This is a genomic window from Butyricimonas sp. Marseille-P3923, assembly GCF_900184685.1.
In the GTDB taxonomy this organism is placed as follows: Bacteria; Bacteroidota; Bacteroidia; order Bacteroidales; family Marinifilaceae; genus Butyricimonas; species Butyricimonas muris.
Genome location: NZ_FXXL01000005.1, coordinates 162,912 through 181,212, shown reverse-complemented (window position 1 = coordinate 181,212; position 18,301 = coordinate 162,912). Strand labels below are relative to the sequence as shown.

General features: G+C 42.6%; 13 protein-coding genes, 3 tRNA genes and 1 other RNA gene. 11 read left to right on the top strand and 6 right to left on the bottom strand.

Annotated features, from left to right (window positions below; all coding sequences use genetic code 11):
* Window positions 1-18: 18 nt before the first annotated feature.
* From CS948_RS04400 to CS948_RS21845, 7 genes are all read left to right on the top strand, one after another.
* Window positions 19-1,185 carry a FecR family protein gene (locus CS948_RS04400; protein WP_099290512.1) on the top strand — a complete coding sequence of 389 codons (1,167 nt, stop codon included), beginning with the start codon at window positions 19-21 and terminating at the stop codon, window positions 1,183-1,185.
* A gap of 145 nt (window positions 1,186-1,330) precedes the next feature.
* Window positions 1,331-4,897 carry a SusC/RagA family TonB-linked outer membrane protein gene (locus CS948_RS04395; RefSeq protein WP_176554914.1) on the top strand — a complete coding sequence of 1,189 codons (3,567 nt, stop codon included), beginning with the start codon at window positions 1,331-1,333 and terminating at the stop codon, window positions 4,895-4,897.
* Complete coding sequence (locus CS948_RS04390) at window positions 4,894-6,402, top strand: RagB/SusD family nutrient uptake outer membrane protein (protein ID WP_099290510.1); 1,509 nt, start codon at window positions 4,894-4,896, stop codon at window positions 6,400-6,402. The genes CS948_RS04395 and CS948_RS04390 overlap by 4 nt, the downstream gene beginning before the upstream one ends.
* 20 nt (window positions 6,403-6,422) lie before the next feature.
* Entirely contained in the window at window positions 6,423-7,298 is an 876-nt protein-coding gene (locus CS948_RS04385) for a hypothetical protein (RefSeq protein WP_141560881.1), read from the top strand.
* A gap of 143 nt (window positions 7,299-7,441) precedes the next feature.
* Window positions 7,442-10,087: a zinc-dependent metalloprotease gene (locus tag CS948_RS04380; RefSeq protein ID WP_099290508.1), complete on the top strand. Its 2,646-nt coding sequence runs from the start codon at window positions 7,442-7,444 to the stop codon at window positions 10,085-10,087.
* A 7-nt stretch (window positions 10,088-10,094) separates the two neighbouring features.
* On the top strand, window positions 10,095-11,186 hold the full coding sequence (locus CS948_RS04375) for a TlpA disulfide reductase family protein (protein WP_099290507.1): 1,092 nt from the start codon (window positions 10,095-10,097) through the stop codon (window positions 11,184-11,186).
* A gap of 584 nt (window positions 11,187-11,770) precedes the next feature.
* Entirely contained in the window at window positions 11,771-11,902 is a 132-nt protein-coding gene (locus CS948_RS21845; RefSeq protein ID WP_255301851.1) for a hypothetical protein, read from the top strand.
* Window positions 11,903-12,140: 238 nt separating this feature from the next.
* Here CS948_RS21845 and CS948_RS04370 read toward each other — a convergent pair whose 3' ends face one another.
* From CS948_RS04370 to ffs, 4 genes are all read right to left on the bottom strand, one after another.
* Window positions 12,141-12,425 (bottom strand): putative quinol monooxygenase, encoded by a 285-nt coding sequence (locus CS948_RS04370; protein ID WP_099290506.1) that lies wholly within the window; start codon window positions 12,423-12,425, stop codon window positions 12,141-12,143.
* 128 nt (window positions 12,426-12,553) lie between these two features.
* Window positions 12,554-12,625 (bottom strand) — tRNA-Thr (locus tag CS948_RS04365).
* 24 nt (window positions 12,626-12,649) lie between these two features.
* Window positions 12,650-12,723, bottom strand: a tRNA-Thr gene (locus CS948_RS04360).
* Between the two features lie 8 nt (window positions 12,724-12,731).
* Window positions 12,732-12,831: signal recognition particle sRNA small type (gene ffs, locus CS948_RS04355), an RNA gene on the bottom strand.
* A gap of 228 nt (window positions 12,832-13,059) precedes the next feature.
* Here ffs and CS948_RS04350 point away from each other — a divergent pair.
* Both CS948_RS04350 and CS948_RS04345 read left to right on the top strand, forming a co-directional pair.
* Window positions 13,060-14,148 carry a GAF domain-containing protein gene (locus CS948_RS04350; protein WP_141560880.1) on the top strand — a complete coding sequence of 363 codons (1,089 nt, stop codon included), beginning with the start codon at window positions 13,060-13,062 and terminating at the stop codon, window positions 14,146-14,148.
* A complete protein-coding gene (locus tag CS948_RS04345) occupies window positions 14,132-15,262 on the top strand; it encodes a hybrid sensor histidine kinase/response regulator (RefSeq protein WP_099290504.1) in 1,131 nt (376 codons plus the stop codon). The genes CS948_RS04350 and CS948_RS04345 overlap by 17 nt, the downstream gene beginning before the upstream one ends.
* Here CS948_RS04345 and CS948_RS04340 read toward each other — a convergent pair.
* Entirely contained in the window at window positions 15,259-15,858 is a 600-nt protein-coding gene (locus tag CS948_RS04340; protein ID WP_099290503.1) for a 3'-5' exonuclease, read from the bottom strand. The two genes, CS948_RS04345 and CS948_RS04340, sit on opposite strands and share 4 nt — an antisense overlap.
* A 17-nt stretch (window positions 15,859-15,875) precedes the next feature.
* Window positions 15,876-16,412 (bottom strand): DUF5063 domain-containing protein, encoded by a 537-nt coding sequence (locus tag CS948_RS04335; RefSeq protein WP_099290502.1) that lies wholly within the window; start codon window positions 16,410-16,412, stop codon window positions 15,876-15,878.
* 364 nt (window positions 16,413-16,776) lie between these two features.
* Here CS948_RS04335 and CS948_RS04330 point away from each other — a divergent pair.
* Both CS948_RS04330 and CS948_RS04325 read left to right on the top strand, forming a co-directional pair.
* Window positions 16,777-16,864 (top strand) — tRNA-Ser (locus CS948_RS04330).
* A gap of 115 nt (window positions 16,865-16,979) precedes the next feature.
* Window positions 16,980-18,053, top strand: a complete 1,074-nt coding sequence (locus CS948_RS04325) for a site-specific integrase (RefSeq protein WP_099290501.1) — start codon at window positions 16,980-16,982, stop codon at window positions 18,051-18,053.
* Window positions 18,054-18,301 lie beyond the last annotated feature (248 nt).

The following is an 18,301-nucleotide window of genomic DNA, read 5'->3' as shown; positions in this document are numbered from 1 at the left end:
ATAAAACAGTCGAAAGCGATGATACAAGACAAAAGAATATACCAATTGATAGCCAAACAACTTTTGGAAGGGGTGAACGAAAAAGAGAGGCGGGAATTGGAGGAGTGGCTAAAGGAGCCGGAGAACCGGATTCTCTACGAGAAGATGACGGAGAAAAGCCACGTGAGGTCGAGAATCCAGAAATGGGCTTCTATTGACGTGGAGAAATACGCGAATGCCTTCGGGAAGGAAATAGATATGAAGCACGACAGAAGGATCGGGAAATGGTGGGCGTATGCGGCGGCAGTTGCGGCATTGGTCGCTGTCGGAATCGTGTTTTGGGTGTTGACGGTAAAGGATGCGGGGGAGCCGTGTTTGGCGGATGCCGCGATCGTGCCGGGGCAAGCGAAGGCGGTGTTGGTGTTGGACGACGGGAGGCAGGTCGAGCTGGATACTCGAAGTATGAATGAAATCGTCGAGAAAGACGGGAAGATTATCATGAACGATTCCGCGGGAATTAACTATAACCGGGAGGTGGGAGAACAGGGAACGGGATTAACGAATAAAGTTATTGTTCCGACCGGGGGAGAGTATAATCTGATATTGAGTGACGGGACAACGGTTTATTTGAATGCCGAGAGTAAAATAGAGTTTCCCGTGAAATTTTCGGGCAAGGAGAGGGTGGTCACGTTGGAAGGAGAGGCGTATTTTCAAGTGGCGGCATCCAAGAAACACCCGTTTATCGTGAAGACGAAAGATATGGATGTGTTGGTGACCGGGACGGAGTTCAACGTGAAGGCGTATCCCGACGAGTTGAATGTGCAAACCACATTGTTGAAGGGGAACGTGTCTGTTTTCACGGGATTCGGGAAAAAAGAGGAGGTGGGAATCATACCCGCCCAACAAGCACAATGGAACCGGAAGAAAGCGGCGTTGGAAGTGCGTGAGGTCGATCCGGTTTTATTTATGGCATGGCGAAACGGGCAGTTTATTTTCCGGCAGGACAGGTTGGAAGATATCATGCGGACGTTGGCACGCTGGTATGACGTGGAAGTCGTTTATCTTGATGAATCTATAAAGGATATGGCTTTTGCCGGGAAATTGGACAGGAGCGAGGATATCACGCCGATATTGAATGTACTGCGTGCCACGGATAAGTTGACAGTAGAAGTGAATGGGAAACGTATTGTTTTAGGAGTGAAATAAAAACAAGCGATGCTGCGAACATCGCCTGTCAATATCTCACTTTCATGAGATAAGTGTTTTAAAAATTTTGAAAAACAAAGTTATGAAAAAAAAGTGGAAAGAGTATTTCCCCTGTAAAGGGAAGTATGGAAAAATTTTTAGGATTATGAAATTATGTATGTGTGTGTTATTTTGTTCTGTTATGTCCCTGTCTGCCAGTGTGCGGGCTCAACAGATGAAGGTGAGTATAGAGATGAGGGGGGCTACCTTGGAAGAGATTATTTGGACGTTGGAGAAGAAAAGTGAGATTACCTTTTTTTATAACGTGGCAGATGTTGCCGGAATCAAAGGGCTGGATGCAGTTTTTAAAGATACGTCTTTAGAGGAAATTTTAGGTAAGGTACTGGAAGGTACGGGGCTTTATTATCAGATGAATGATAAGGTTGTGGTCGTAAAACGTTTGATAGAATCGAAGACCGATTCTTTAACGAATGCGCGGGTGACAGGGTACGTGAAGGATGAGGGAGGTTTGCCGTTACCCGGGGTTTCCGTGTTGTTGAAGGGGACAACTGTCGGTGTCTCGACGGATAAGAACGGGAAATTTGTTTTGATGGTTCCCGATTTATCAAAGGCGACAATTGTTGTGTCCTTTATTGGGATGAAAACACAGACATTGTCCTGCTTGCGCTTTAAAGAGATGAATCCTTGGGTGATCGTGATGGAAGAAGACGCTCAGGAAATGGAAGAAGTGGTGGTGACCGGGTATCAAAGGATTGACAAGCGATTGTCTGCCAGTTCCACTTACACGGTGAAAGCCGCCGATATTATGAAATCGGGAATGAATTCGATCGATGATATGTTGCAGGGCGAAATCCCGGGATTGATGATTGTGAATACCTCGGGGAGTCCTTCAGCTCTTCCGAAGATACGAATGAGGGGAACGGCAACATTATTGGGAAATGCGGCTCCCGTTTGGGTGATTGATGGAGTAATCCGGGAAGATCCTGTGAATATCGCTAATGAAGACGTTGCTGCCGCGATGGAAATGACGAACCCGAATTATTTAATGTTTGGTAACGCTATATCGGGTTTAAACCCGATGGATATAGAAAGTATCACTTTTTTGAAGGATGCTTCCGCCACTGCGATTTACGGGACAAGGGCGGCAAACGGTGTGATTGTCGTGACGACGAAGAAGGGGCGTTCGGGGAGGACGGCAGTGAATTATTCGGGAACTTATACCGTGAAACAGCGTCCTTCTTACCGGAAATCGGCTGATGTGATGAATTCCCAAGAGAGAATGAAATTATCGAAAGAGTTTTTCGAGGATGGGTTGATACTGGCATCCACGCCTCGTTACGGTTATGAGAAAGCGATGCTTGATTATTTGGAGAATAGGATACCTTTTAGCGATGTAGAACAAGAGTATTCAAGACGGGAGGTTATGAACACGGATTGGTTTGACGTGCTGTTTTCTAATGCCTTCTCCCATTCCCACTCGCTTTCTATTTCGGGGGGAAAGGATAGAATATCTTATTATATCTCGGCAAGTTTTGCCAGTGACAAAGGAACGGCGAACGGGGATGATGTGAAGCGTTACACGTTGAATTCCAGAGTGGAATTACCCGTGTTCAAATGGTTGGATGCCGATTTTAAAATGGAATATTCCAATCGGCAGGTCTCTTCTTTTTACGACGTGAATCCGATGAATTACGCGTTGAGAACTGCCCGTACCTTAGCAGCAGACGAGAGATACGTGAGATCGACGAATTACGTGTCGCAGGAGATTAAAGAGGGACAGTATCAAGGAGTGCATAAATTCACGTATGATTTGACTTATAACGTGCTGGATGAGTTAAGGGAATCAGGTTCCGAGGGAGAAAACCAATCATTCTCGACAGCACTTTCTTTAAGGGCGAATATTCTGGCAGGATTGAAAGGTGATGTGTTGGTTTCTTATTCTGCCACTCGCGGGTTAACGGAAAAGTGGGCTACCGACCGTTCTTATTATATGGCTAATTTGAGAGGTTATGATTACGGGAGCGTGGAGCCGGGAAGTATCAACGAGAAATTGTCAATGTATCCTTACGGGGGCAGGTACGAGCGGGACGAGGAGAATAGTGATTTGTGGATGGTGAATGCCCGGTTGAATTATATGAAGACGTGGGATGACGTGCATTCATTGAACGTGATGGTCGGGGGAGAGATGACTTCACATAAACAAACGGGGTTTGAAACGGCGGAATACGGTTACTTCCCCGATAGAGGTAAAGTGATTTATTATGAATATAATCAGGCAGATGCCGGGAATTTGTACGATTTCTACGGTACTTCCGCCAGCAAGCATCCTGTGTCCTTGACCGACCAGATTAATAATAAAATGTCTTTGTTGGCGACCTTGGCTTATAGCTATAAGAATCGTTATATTTTAAATACGAATTTCCGGGTGGATGCATCCAGTCGTTTCGGTAAGAAGACGAACAATCGTTTTTTGCCGATCTGGAGTATTGCCGCTCGTTGGAACGTGGTTTCGGAGAGATGGATGGAAAAGCAGAAATGGTTTAACGATTTGTCACTTAAAGTATCTTACGGTTTGCAGGGAAATGTGATTTCAACAGTGGGACCGGATTTAATAGCGAAATATCCCTTGAAGCCCATAGACGAGTATATCGGTGAATATGTTCTGAATTTAAAAAGTTTGCCTTATCCCGATCTGCGGTGGGAGAAGACTCAAACTGTCAATTTGGGACTCGAATTCTCTATGTTCGATAGTCGTTTCAGCGGTTCCGTGGAATATTACCAGAAGAGGGGCAAAGAATTATTGTACACGTTGAACGTGCCCGTTGAACAAGGTGTGGATGCGGCTTACCAGAACGGGGCGAATATCCGGAACGAGGGGATAGATGTTTCTTTAACTTTTGTACCGTTGAAAACACAGAATTTTAGGTGGACGCTTTCTCCCGTGCTTTCATGGAACAGAGATAAGATTCGTCGTAAAACGGAGAACAGGTCTTATGGCGAGTATTTGTCGGGGACAGTTGTGTTGAATGATTATGCGGTGAGTTCGTTTTGGTCATGGAAATACAAGGGATTGACACATGAGGATGGCTTTCCTGTTTTCGAGTATGATAGTGGAAACGGGTACACGAACACGGAGATGAAAGAGGACCCGACGAAATTTCTTGAATACTCGGGGCGTCGTAACCCGGTCGTGACCGGAGGGCTTTCCACTCGTTTCGTTTTTTATAATTTCACGTTGAGGGCTTCTTTTGCTTATAATCTGGGAGCTAAAATCCGGTTGCGTCCCGTGTATGATTCCCGTATGGCGCTGGATGCTCCAAGCCACTACGAGAATGTTCCGGCGGAATTCGTGACACATTGGCGTAAGCCGGGGGACGAGGAATTTACCGATAACCCGGGGTTCTTGAAACCGGGACGTACCTATATGTACGTGCACCCGGCGGGCACGGAAAGTATGTACACGATGTGGGACGAGGGAAATCACCGGGTGGTGAGTGGAGATTTCTTGCGTTGCCGCAGTATCGGATTGAATTATTCGTTCCCGAAAAGTGTCGCTTCTCGTTTGGGATTAAACGGGTTGACAATGGAGCTTTCGGGAAATGATTTATTCGTGATAGCTAACAAACGGTTGCGCAACCAAGATCCGGAAACATCGAGTTCGGCCGTACCGAGACAACCTTCTTATAATTTTACTATTAATATTAGCTTATGATGATTATGAGAACGATGAAGCAATTATATATATTGATTTTATGTGCGGGGTGTTTCTCTGCTTGTGATAGTTTTTTGGAGAAGACACCTCAGGATGAAATGATTCCGGAAACGACGACCTCTTTCAATGAATTGTTGTGGGGGGAAGGGTATCCGGCAGAGGGAAGAGCCATGGATGTGGTTTGTTCCTATTTGAGTGATGAGTATACCAGTTTGTATTCTTCCGGCAGATCGGATGAGGCTTTGCTATACCAGAATTTTTACACTTGGCAACCGTTGGCTTATGAAATTGCTTTGGATGCGGAAGAACAAGGCGGATATGGCATGACTGGCGGGATGAATTGTTGGGAGAATTATTATAAACGGGTACTGGGATGTAATATTGCTTTGAAATACGCGGATGGCTCAATCGGGACGGACGAGGACAAGGAGCGTTTAAAAGGTGAAGCTCTTGTGTTAAGGGCTTTCTATTATTTCCAGTTGGTGAATTATTACGCACTGCCTTACAGCAATAAAGATTCGTTGACGAATCCGGGAGTACCGATTGTCTTGAGTCCGGATATTGTAGAAACCGGTTCGCCGAGGAATACGGTATCCGAAGTGTACAGGCAAATTTTGTCGGACTTGAATGAAGGTATCCGTTTGTTGGAAATGAGAGGAAGGGAATCTGCTGTTTACCGTTTGAACGCGTTGTCCGCTCATTTGCTTGCTTCCCGTGTTTATTTGTACATGGAAAATTGGGATGCAGCTTTGATGCATTCCCGTTACGTGATGGAGCGTAAGGATTTGGTAGACTTAACGGGTGAGTTACCAACATTGAAGGTTCTGGAGAATGGAAATAAAGAGATTATCTGGATGTACGGGGCTAAACAGAACTGGTATAATGTGGGTGGTTCTGCTACGGATAGCTACTGTCCTTCCAACGAGTTGATGAAGTTATTTGAACAAACGGCTCCGGCAAAAGATTGCCGTTTGGAATATTATTTTTCGGATATTACGGATTGGATAACAGGCGAGGTGGTTGGTCAGAAGGTGGATAAGTGGGCGGCTAAGTCCGTCACTTTCGGTCAGGCATTCCGGGTTGCCGAGGCTTGGCTGAACGGGTGTGAGGCTTTACTGCAGAAATACAAGAAAACTGGGGATGCACAAGCCGGGCAAGAGGGATTGGATTTATTGAATGCCTTGCGGGCTAAGCGAATATTTCCGGGAGACGGTGAAGTTCTGGATGAAATTCCGATGCAGGAAGCTGATGATTTGTTGAAAATTTATCGTGAAGAGCGTCAACGCGAACTTTGCTTCGAGGGACAGCGTTGGTTTGACTTGCGACGTTTCGGTATGCCTGAAATAAAGAAAATCTGGCAGTTGAATGAACAACAGAATGAAACTTACGTGTTGAGAGAGGGTGATCCGATGTATGTACTTTCTATTCCTTCCGAAGCCATTGACCGGAACGGAAAATTGGAACAGAATCCGGGAGCCTCGGAACCTCAAAGAATGCCGTTATAAATCGAATTAAAATGAAAGATATGAATAGAATAACTATAATTATCGGATTAGGAATCTTGTCCTTGTGTTTTTTGTTGTGCGGGTGTAGTTATGAGGACGATAAGATTGACGCGGAGGGACTCGAGGAAAAATACAGTGTGCCGCAAGGCGAACATGAGTTTGATGACCAGATTGTGGATTTTTATCAGTCGACGGGTACTTTTTTGTTGTATCGTTACGATCTGATTGATGCTGTTTGGAACGTGACAAGTTTGTATCCCAATAACGCGTACCCGTTGAAAGTGACTCTCCCGAAAGAGGAGTATCTGGAAAAGGCGGTTAGTTTGCTATTTTCCGAATGGCTGGGGTTGTACTCCCCCGAGACATTAAAAGCAACTTTGCCGAAAAAGATTTTACTGGCGGATACTGTTTTGCGGAAGAAAAGTCTGACGGATGAAGGTGCTTTCGTCGATTACACGTACACGGTTGATAATATTTGTATCGGGAACGTGAACGAGAGTATTAACTTGATTACGAGTTCATCCCGGAAGAAGAAATACAAGGCGATGTTGAATTTTGCTTATATTTCATATTGTATCGATTATCAGAAGATGGACGTGCCGGAAGCTTTTTACGCGGAAGTGGATTACTCTAAAGTGACGTCCAAGAATGCCGAGGACTGGGGTATCGTGAAATGGAGTTCCGGTATTGGAGCCAAGGAGGATATGTTGGGTTTCATCGAGTTGATTTTCACGGAAGACCAGTTTATGTTTGATTATTTCTGGTTCGCGAGTCCGGATGATTGGGGTGTTGATTCCAAAGGTATGATTAAGAAAAAATGCGGAATCCTAGTCGACGAGATGAAGCGTATTTACGGTATCGATCTGGAAGCTCTTTCCGGTTTGAAATTGAAATAGTGATGTCTGAATATACTACTCCTTCTGCTTCTTCCTTGATATAAACGGAAGTAGAGTCCGGAAAATTGTTCCTTGTATCCTGTGCTTTCCTTAAGGGGGAAGTGGAGGGAGTAGGTTTTGTATGTAATAAATAAAAGTATGTTATGAAAAAGTGGAAAATGGTAAGTGCGGTATTATTGTTGGTATTTCCTTTTTATCGGGAAGTACAAGCCGCGCTGCAAAGTAAAAAGGTTGAAACCGTTGTCAAAGCGGATACGGTAAAGGAAAAAAAGGATGAAGTGAAAAAGCCGACGGCTTACGAGAAATTGTTTCAAGATAAGTCTTGTAAGAGCGTGAAAAGTACGTTTATCACGATTCACAAAATAGAGGACAAAGTTTATTTTGAATTTCCGTTGAAATATTTAAAGAGAGAAATGTTACTTGCTTCATCACCGGCTGCCGCGAGCAATAATTTCGTGTGTGAAATCGGGGTGAAAAGTACGAATCATGTTAAATTCACGAAAGATGATACATTGATTTGCTTGCGGAAAGTTAATTCTACAACGACCTGCACGCAACGGGAGGAAGCGATGAAAAAAGCTGTAGCCCGGAATAATCTGGATCCGATAGTTGCATCCTACAAGATATTGGCTTATAACCCGGATAGTACTGCCGTAGTTTTTGATGTTTCCGGTATGTTTTTGAAGGAAAATGAAATGTTGCCGATTCTGCCAGAACAGGTCGGACAATATTCCGTTTCTTTCAGAATGGGAAATAGTGAACCATTTGTGTCTGAAATGAAGTCTTTTGACGATAATTTGACGATTAGGACGACGATGTCTTTTTCCGTTTCATTAAAATATTTCATGTTTACTGTTTATCGGAATGATGTTACGGTTGTCGCTGCCCGCTCGTTAATGCTCTTGCCGGAAGAAAAGATGCGCCCCCGATTTAGCGATTCCCGGGTGGGAATATTCTTGTACAATAAATTGAATGTATCGACCGAGGAAGATCAATTACAAAGTTATTCCGTGGCTCATCGCTGGAGGGTAGAACCGAAAGACGTGAAAGCATACGCGAAAGGTCAATTGGTAGAGCCTGTGAAACCTATCGTGTTTTATTTGGATGATGCATTCCCGGAAGCATGGAAAAAACCGATAAAAGAAGGGACTTTACGTTGGAATAAGGCTTTTGAAAAAATCGGTTTTAAAAATGTTATTCAAGTGAAGGATTACCCGAAGAATGATGCGTCGTTCGATCCTGATAATTTGAAATATTCTTGTATCCGCTATATCCCGTCTTCCACGGAAAATGCGATGGGGCTTTCTTTTATGGATCCTTCCACGGGTGAGATTATAGCTGCTACCGTATTGATCTATAATGATGTAGTGAAGGTTATCAATGGTTGGCGTTTTGTTCAGACCGCACAACTCGATCCTAGCGTGCGAACCAAGAAGATGCCGGATAAGATTATTGCCGAGTCGATAGCTTATGTGGTGGCTCATGAGGTAGGTCATTCACTGGGATTTATGCACAATATGGCGGCATCCGCCGCTTATCCGGTGGATTCGTTACGTTCGGCTTCTTTCACGAAAAAGTATGGGACGACGCCTTCCATCATGGATTATGCCCGATTTAATTATGTTGCCCAACCGGGAGATAAAGGGGTGAAGTTGACTCCGCCGGATTTGGGGGTATATGATGAATTTTTAATCAAGTGGGCTTACCAGTATTTTCCAAAAGCGAAAGACGCCGAGGAGGAAAGTAAGATTTTAGAAAAATGGGTGGACGAGAAAGCCGGAGATCCTAGGTATCGTTACGGGCGGCAGCAAATATACAGTCGTTATGACCCGAGTGCCCTCGAGGAAGATTTGGGGGACGATCCTGTAAAAGCAGGTGATTATGGCGTTAAGAATTTGCAGTATATCTTGAAGAATATGGATGAATGGATCGTGGATGACGAGAACGGGAAACAGAAAGCTGATTTGTATTCGGAGTTGACGGGACAATATTATCGTTATATCCGTAATGTACTTTATAATATCGGAGGTATTTACTTGACTTCAGTGAAAGAGGGGACACCGGGAAATATTTACCAATCTGTACCCCGGGAGGTGCAAAAGGCTTCGTTGGCTTGGGTGATGAATCAATTCCGTACTTGTGATTGGCTGGATAACGAAACGTTGAAAAAGAAACTTCCGTTGAAAGTCAATTCCAGTATTGTTGTTCGTAAACGGATAGCGGAAGTTTTAAAAAAGAGTTATGAAGGTGTGATTCTGTCCGCTCATGTTGCTAAAGAAGAGCCTTATACGGTGGAAGAGTTCTTTGATGATTATTATAAAGGAGTGTTTGAAAATATTCTTACAGGCAGGGCTTTGACGGAAGGTGATAAGATTTTACAAACGACGGCGCTTGATTTGTTAAGTGAAACTTTGCAGGAGAAGAAAGAGAAAGGACTTTTCAGTTTGGCTTCAAGTCAAAATGCTTATGCTCCTTCACCGGATGATCTGATTGCTTATGGATTGGACGAAAACGAAATGATTGAAAAGTATATCGGAAAGTTCGAGAGATTGGAAACGGAATCTGTAGATTTGAATTTAAAGAAGGAGTTATCTTTAAACAGCTTCGGGAATGGTTATGGCTGGCAGCATGAAGTGAATTGGCAGGTAATAGATAATTCAAAGGTCTATATTTATGATATGGCGTTGAGAGTAAAACAATTATTGGAGGAAACATTACCTTCTTCAACAGGTGACGCGAAACGTCATTACCAGTCTCTTTTGTTTACGTTGAACCGATTATTAAAGTGATAGCGTGATGCAAGTACGAATTTTGATATGGATTATATTTATTGTTTTATTTTTGAAGTGTACCCCTCCCGAGGGGTACCGTTTTTACCTTTCCGGTAATATCGCGGGGAAAGATACAGGGCAAGTGGTGTTATTTACACCGGAAATGACAACGAGTGCGACAGGCGAATTGAAACAGGGAAAATTCAAGTTGAAAGGAGAGGCTGCGGAACCGGGTAACTTTTGCTTGCAGATAGGGGATAAGAAATTATTCTTGTTGTTGGATGGTAAGAAAATGGAGTTGGTTTCGGATTACGAACATCTTTCCGCGGATAGTTTGACAGGCTCTCCTGCAAATGAATTACGTCTGGAATTTGAACGGATTTTATATGAAGAATATGAATCCAAGTTGATGGAAGTGTACGAGAAATATAATTATTTCAAGATCATGGAAGCCAAAGATCAAGTATTATTGGATGAAATGATGACAGAAAGTATGAAACACGATTCGTTACGCCTGAAACTGGCATTACGTTTTATCCAAAAACATCCCGATAATGTTTATTCTGTGTATTTAGCTGATAAAGAACGAAAATTTCATTATGAAATCGGAATAGAAATGTACAGGGCTTTATCCCCGATGATGCAGGAAACGGCGCAAGGGCAACGAATGAGAAAAGCGTTGGAGGATATTTCGGAATCGGCGGTCGGTAAATCCTTTCCCCGGGTGACAGGGATAAATGAAGCTGGTGATACTGTTGTTATCTCTTCTTGGACGGGTCGGGTGACCGTTATTGATTTTTGGGCATCTTGGTGTGGCCCGTGTCGGGAAGAGATGGCAAGTTTGAAAAGATTTTACCCGGATTGGAGGGATAAAGGGGTTGAAATTGTCAGTATCTCCTTGGATAATTCACTTGATGCTTGGCAAAAAGCCTGTCAGGAAGAGCAGATTCCTTGGATTAGTTTGCATAATCCACAAGGATTTAAAAAGACAGGACTCGTGAAGATGTTGGGGATTCGTGCCATCCCGTTTGTCGTGGTTATTGATAAAGAGGGCAAAATTGTGGCAAAAGGGCTTCGTCGGAATATGCTACGTGATAAAATTGAAACGTTGTTGTGAAGAAAAGGTTTGGAGTGATAGTTTTATGGGATTGAGGTTGTTCAGCAGCCTCAATCTTGTTTTTATCCCTGTCGGGTGTAAACCTGTCGTTAAATAGTCCTGTCGGGTTAAGACCAACTTATGGGCAGGTTAAAGGCAGGTTTACGTGAGGCGTGATACTGCTGTAAGCCCCGTGTGGCAGGGGCTGAGAAGGGTGCGAATAATTACAGCGAAAAAACAGGAATATTTCCTCTGCCGCGGGAATGAATAAATCTGGATAACTGTAAAATAAAAATGGCAGGAGGTGTATAATTTTAATAATTTTTCATACCTTTGCTAGATGAACGTGTGTAGCACGTTCTTGGTTAGAAAATATATGCACGGCAAACGAAGGTCATCTCAAGCTTCGAAACAATCAGGTGACCTTTCGGTGACGGTGTACGTATATATAAAGATATGCGTACCCGTCTTACGTGGAACTTCTCGATTGTTTCGAAGCTTGGGGGAGGGAAGCGTAGGATGTGGTACGCATCTTTTTTTGTCGTGACGATTTTAAGATATAGCCGCGGGGGAAACCGCGGCAGATGTTTTACTAAAAAAGGATTATGGAAGATCACGACAAAATCACGTTAAACATTCCCCCTATCCCGGAGGAAAAATTTGCCATTTGGGCAATCCGGAATAATCTATTAGAGCCTACTTGTATATTGGAAGAACATCCCATTTGCCTCAATTAGTTGTGATGGTGATGCTAACGCGTGAATGACGTGCGAGTGCTTCGCACCGGGGGAAACTGTCTGGAAACGGCAGTACCCCCATTTTTCGGCTTTTGAATCACGGTAGATAATAATTGCTCGTTGAAATAATAAAGGATTTTACATCTTGCCTAAGATAGTAAAAAGCGTGTTACTCTACACGAATAACATGCACGCATTACTGCGCGGGACTGACCGGAAACGGCAGTCCCTCTTTATTCTAAAAGACTTGAATATCAATCTCTGCGGCAAGCAATGGTTTTACATTTTCTACGAAGGTTTGGAAATGAGCGGTACTGCAATGATAGTTAAATGCTTCTTCATTGGTATATTCCTCGTATGCTATAAACCGGTTGTTTTCCGAAGTGTCTTGATATAAACTGTAAACCAGATTGCCCGGTTCTGCTTTAGACAACTCGGTCAGTGGCGAAACGAGTGCAATGAATTTATTTTCCTTTCCCTTGATTACTTGTATTTTCGCGATTACTACTTTCTTCTTTTCCATGTTTTTTATTTTAGATTTTCATCGGTTTGTCGCAACCGACAGGGGAGTAAATAATTTGAGAAATAGCGGAACTGAATAATAGTTCTATAAAACAAAAAAAGCAGCCAAGAAATTGACTGCTATCCCTGAGCTGTTATCGGGATTTGAACCCGAGACCTCTTCCTTACCAAGGAAGTGCTCTACCCCTGAGCTACAACAGCAACTGAAAGAACTTTACTTTCCTGAGCCTCTTGTCGGATTCGAACCAACGACCCCGAGATTACAAATCACGTGCTCTGGCCAGCTGAGCTAAAGAGGCGTTTCCAAAAAGGGTAAGCTGACTATGTCGCACCGCTACAACCATCTACCCTTGCTGCCTTCCGACCCTGGGGGAGTTCGACAGGAGCTGGTCGCATAGGACTTACCCGGGCACAAAAGTACAAAAATCTTCTCAGTTACCAAATGTTTTCTACCTTTTTTGTACAGGAAAATATGAAGGAGAATTTAATATATTGGCTAATAGTTGATTATTTGGAGATGTATTTTATTGTTGTTATATAAAAATAGGGATTTATGTAACCTAAAGTGTGAAATTCGGGTATAAATAGTGACAATTGAAAGCATTTATTAAGGACTAAACGATCCAAACGAACGTATGCAAACAGAAAATAACATGACAGGGGCGGAGTTTCTCTCGGATTTGAATGTATTATTATCCACTAACGTGGGATTGAACAAAAACGTGAAACAAGCTTTAAGGAGATTGGGTGAACACGAGAGAGCCGATCAGGTGTATATCGTGAGTATTAACCATGATATGACTTTCACGATATCGGAGGAGTGGACGAAAAACGGTGAATCCGTGTTCCCGGAAACGGACGAAAAGAGAAGTTTCTATTATGACCGGAAACTCGAGCGGGAGTTGGAAAGGGATAATTATATATATATACGGGATGTAAACGAGGTGACAAACGAGGGGTTAAAGAATATCATGCATGCCATGCAGGTACGGTGCGCGATATTTTTACCGTTATATATATCGAGTCATCTTTTCTCGTTTTTATGCTTGAGCCGATGTCATGACGAGGAGCCGTGGACAAAGGAGGAGATCGATTTTTTGATTCAGGTGGCATCTGTACTGTCGGGCGCGTTGGAGAAAGAGTTGATATTGCGCAAGCTGGTGAAACATCACGCTCTTTATCAGGATTTTATCGAGAATCGGGTGGACTACATTTTGAGGCTTAACAGGCATCTGCATATCAGTTTTTCCAACAAGACTTTTTACTCGTTATTCGGTGACAGCCCGGACGATGTTATCGGGTGCAGGATAGGGGATTTGATGACGGAAATGGATATCTCTTCCAAGCAGTTGGAGGCGGTGACAAAACATACCGATACTTTGTTGACCTTCCATGCCCAATTAGCGCAACGTGACGAGGTGGTGTTTATCGAGTGGTACGCTTATCCCGTGCGATTGGGGCGGGAGCATATTGAGATTCATTTGATCGGGCATAACGTGACTAAATACAGGGAGGCGGAGAACGAGTTGAATTTATTGAAGACAGAGTTGCAAACTTTTTCCGAATCCATGTTTCCCATGTGGAAATCTATCCATGAGGGAATTGCGTGCAACGCGGATGAAAAGGATGAGTTGACGGGTAAGGCGGAGATATTTAATCGGCTCTACAAGGAACTTTTGTCAAAAATTGGTTATAAATTTGCGACGCATGCATATAGATCATAACGAATACACGATACTTTTGGCGGATGATTCCATCTCGAATCTGGAGAAAATGAAGAGTCTGCTTGCCGGGGAGAATTTCAAGTTGATAACCACTCTGGAGGCGGACGAGGTATTTTTACTCGCTAAATTGAGGATGCCGGACTTGATCATTGTCCGCCTCGGGTTGGAAGACGGCAAAGGTATTGTTGTCGTGCGTCAATTGAAAGAGAGTACTTTAACCAAGCATATCCCGATACTTTACATGACGCTTCCCAACCGGCACGAGGATTTTCAAAAAGTGGCGGATTACGAGGAAGTGGAATTTATTTCCCGTCCGTTGAGTAAAAAAGAGTTGATGCTGCGTATAAACAATCAGTTGCTTTTACTGGAATCTCAACGAATTATTGCCTGTCAGAACGAGAAAATTCAAAATGTGGTACGTTCCAAAGAGAAATTGTATTCGGTTATCGCGCATGATTTGCGCGCCCCGATCGGGACGTTGAAAATGATTCTCGAGGCGATAGATCACCAGAAAGAGAAAATCCCGGATTCCAATATCAAGCATCTGATCAAGATGTTGCAGGAAACAACGGACGAGGCGTATTTGTTGCTGGAAAACCTGTTGCTGTGGAGCAATAGCCGGAACGGGGTATTGAAACCTGTTTTGCAGACGTTCTCTTTTTCCGAGGCAGCCAAAGATGTCGTGACATTGCAGGAAAATATCGCCGAGGCCAAAGGGATCAAAGTGTACAATCACTTGGATAAAGTTTTTCCGGTTCATGCCGATTTGAACATGATGAAAACCGTGTTGCGCAATTTACTGTCAAACGCGATAAAATTCAGTTACACGGGCGGGGAAATAAACATTGACGGGGAGGAGAAAGACGGGTATCTGATCGTGTCCGTGCGAGATAAAGGGCAGGGAATAAGTGAAGAGCATCAACGGGATCTGTTCGCGGACGGCTTGCATTTCATTTCTTACGGGACTCAAAAAGAGAAGGGTAGCGGGTTAGGACTGCAACTTTGCAAGGATTTCGTGAAAATGAACCACGGGAAGATATGGTTTAACTCGAAGGAGGGTAAAGGAACAACATTTTATTTTTCCATTCCCGTGTCCGATAAAGTCCCGAATTAGGACACTTGTTGAAGTTGACTCTTCCCGGATTTCAACGCTTTATACATTTTGAGCGCACCCCACGCGTCTGTCGCGGCGTAATGAACTTGGGCGGGTGTAAGTTTCGGGGCTTCCCAGTTGGACGTGCGTTGTCGTTTTGAAATCTTTACATGAAATATGATAGACATGAGTTTCGAGAAAGACATTTCCTCGATCTTGAACGCTTTGGCGAAAATCTGTAAGTCCAGAAAACTGGCAGGAGTAAAGTTCCCCAATTTTCTCAACCCCCGGATGTCGTCCCGTATGCCCACGCCTACTTTCGTGACTTCCTCGTTTGCCAGAAGTGCTTGCAATTCTTTCGGGAATCCGCACTTGTTCAAGCGGAATAGATACACCCGCTTATCTGTTGCCAACTGGAGCAAGCCGACTTGGTGCGTCACTCCTTTTTTGAATGCCGGTTTCGTCTCCGTGTCGAAACCGATGTAGGGATACGAGAGCAAATCTTCCACGGCCGCTTGAACCTTATTCTCGTGATCTATCACGACGATTTCTCCGTCAAACGTGAAGAGCGGTAACTCCTCAATCTCCTCCTCACTTATCTTTGTCTGGTATTCCATGTTTAGTATCTTGGATTTTATTGGGGTTCGCTCGTGTCGGTCACTTTGAAAATCGCCAGATGAATCGCTCTTAACACGCTGGCACAAGATTTACCCCAGTATAATTCAAAACTGTTATTTAACTGCCACAGGGCTTCCGCTATCACGTCAACCATGCCGCTGCGATAAGAGGAAATAAAATTCTTTAGATCTTGATATATATCACAGAGCTTCTCCGATATCGAGTTCACGACGGGAGTTTCGCTGTATTGCATATTATCGTCAAAAACTTCAAGATACTCGTCATGTTCCCCGAGTATCCCGTGCAGGGACGCGAGCAGCATATTATAATCCTCTTCCGTCACCGCTTCATCCAGCATACCCATTTCGTCACTCTCGCAATCCGGCAACAAACTCCCCTTCAAATAGATTAACGGGATAAATTTCTGCACTTTGGAGAGAAAATCATTTCTTTCTTCCTCTTGCGCGGATTCTAAATACCCGCAAAACTCCTTTGCCACGGCCACAAATTCAATGACCTCCTTGCTGTATCCCACGTGTTGTAAATCGTCCATAACGTTTTTTGTTTTCTACCGCGAAATTACCAAATATCTTAGACTATACGTAAAAAGCAGACAAGTTTTTGGTAATTATGGTAAATTTTCCATGTAAAGAAAGTGCGGTTACGTCCATTAGCGAAGTAACCGCACCGAGACTAGCAACAATCTACATTCACTTTTTCCTAGTTGTGACACCGGGAATTCCCTCTCTCCTAATGCTAGCAATCTCTTTAGTTTCACCGTTTCATCTCACGTTCCCTCCGGTGAAATTGTACTATTGATACGCCCCGTGAGAAAAATCGTTTTAGATTTCCAGTTAAAAATAGATAAGAATATACGTGATGATACAAAAATAATTTCTATATTTGTCCCCGCATCTGGAAAGGTGCAGGAGTGGCTGAACTGGCACGCCTGGAAAGCGTGTAAACCTCTAAAGGGTTTCGGGGGTTCGAATCCCCCTCTTTCCGCAAGAAATCAAGGAGTTACAAGATAAAATGTAGCTCCTTTTCTTTTTGCTTGCAAGAACAATTTTAGGCGGTTTTTTGGTGGAAAGTTAAACCAAGAGTTAAACCGAAAATTGACATGAATGCAACGGTTAATGTGTTGTGTTACAAATCTAAAACGCTAGCCAATGGAGAGCATCCCCTAATGCTTAGAGTATGTAAAGACGGTAAAAAGAAATATATAAGTATTGGCATATCCGTCAACCCTAAATATTGGGATTTTGAAAAAGGGCGTCCCAAGCGTAATTGTCCTGAACGAGAAAAGATAGAAAATGTTATTTCAACGCATCTCAAGAAATATCAACAACAAATACTAACTTTTCAAGTGGAGGATAAAGATTACTCTGCCCAATCTCTGATAACTTTTAATCATAAACAAGTTACAAAAAAGACTGTAAAAGAATTCTATGAACAATTGCTTACAAGTATGGAAAATGATGAACAATTAGGAAATTGGCGTATATACGTGAGTTCATACAATTCTTTGTTGAAGTTTACAAAAAAGAAGTTAGATATTTATTTTTCCGATATAGATGTTACTTGGTTAAATAATTACGAGAAATGGTTAAGGAAGAGAGAGAATAAAGATACAACTTTGAGCATTCAATTTAGAACGTTACGTGCTGCCTATAATAAAGCAATAGACGAAGGAATTGTAAATGAAAGCTATTACCCTTTTAAGAAATATAAGGTCAGTAAATTTGATACCTCAACAAATAAACGTGCTATATCCAAAAAAGATATTCAGAAAATCATGAATATTGCTTTGAAAGGAAATGAATTGAATTTTGCTAGAGATATATTTGTATTTAGCTATTTGTGCGGAGGCATTAATTTCGTTGATATTGCTCATTTAAAAGACAGTAATATAGTTGAAGAGCAATTGGTATATCTTCGTCAAAAAACTGGAAAACAAATTAAATTGAAAATACTGCCAGAAGCATTGGATATAATAAACAAGTATAAACGGTCTAATGATTACCTATTTCCGATACTAAATGATGAAGTTTATCCAACAAAGAAGAAAAAGCAAACGAGAATTCACTATGTGTTAGATAAGATAAATCAAAGGCTAAAAGAAATTGCCCAATTAATAAATCTTAATGTTGATATTACAACCTACACCGCGAAACATCATACAATCTCTATCTAATTGAAAATTAAACAGTTATTTCTGTTTAATTAATATCAGGTAACGATTTAGAAACGAGCGAATTACAATATTCTGTTTTCTTTTGCCTCTGTCAAAGAACGATTCTTTCAATGCAAATATACACTTTACTTGTGACAAAAGCAATCTTTTTCTACATTTAATCGACTTACAGTCAGCCTTAAAGAGGGTATCTGGTCTCATTCCATCTTCTTCCTCAAAAATAACATAGCAGTCTAAATTGGTTTATG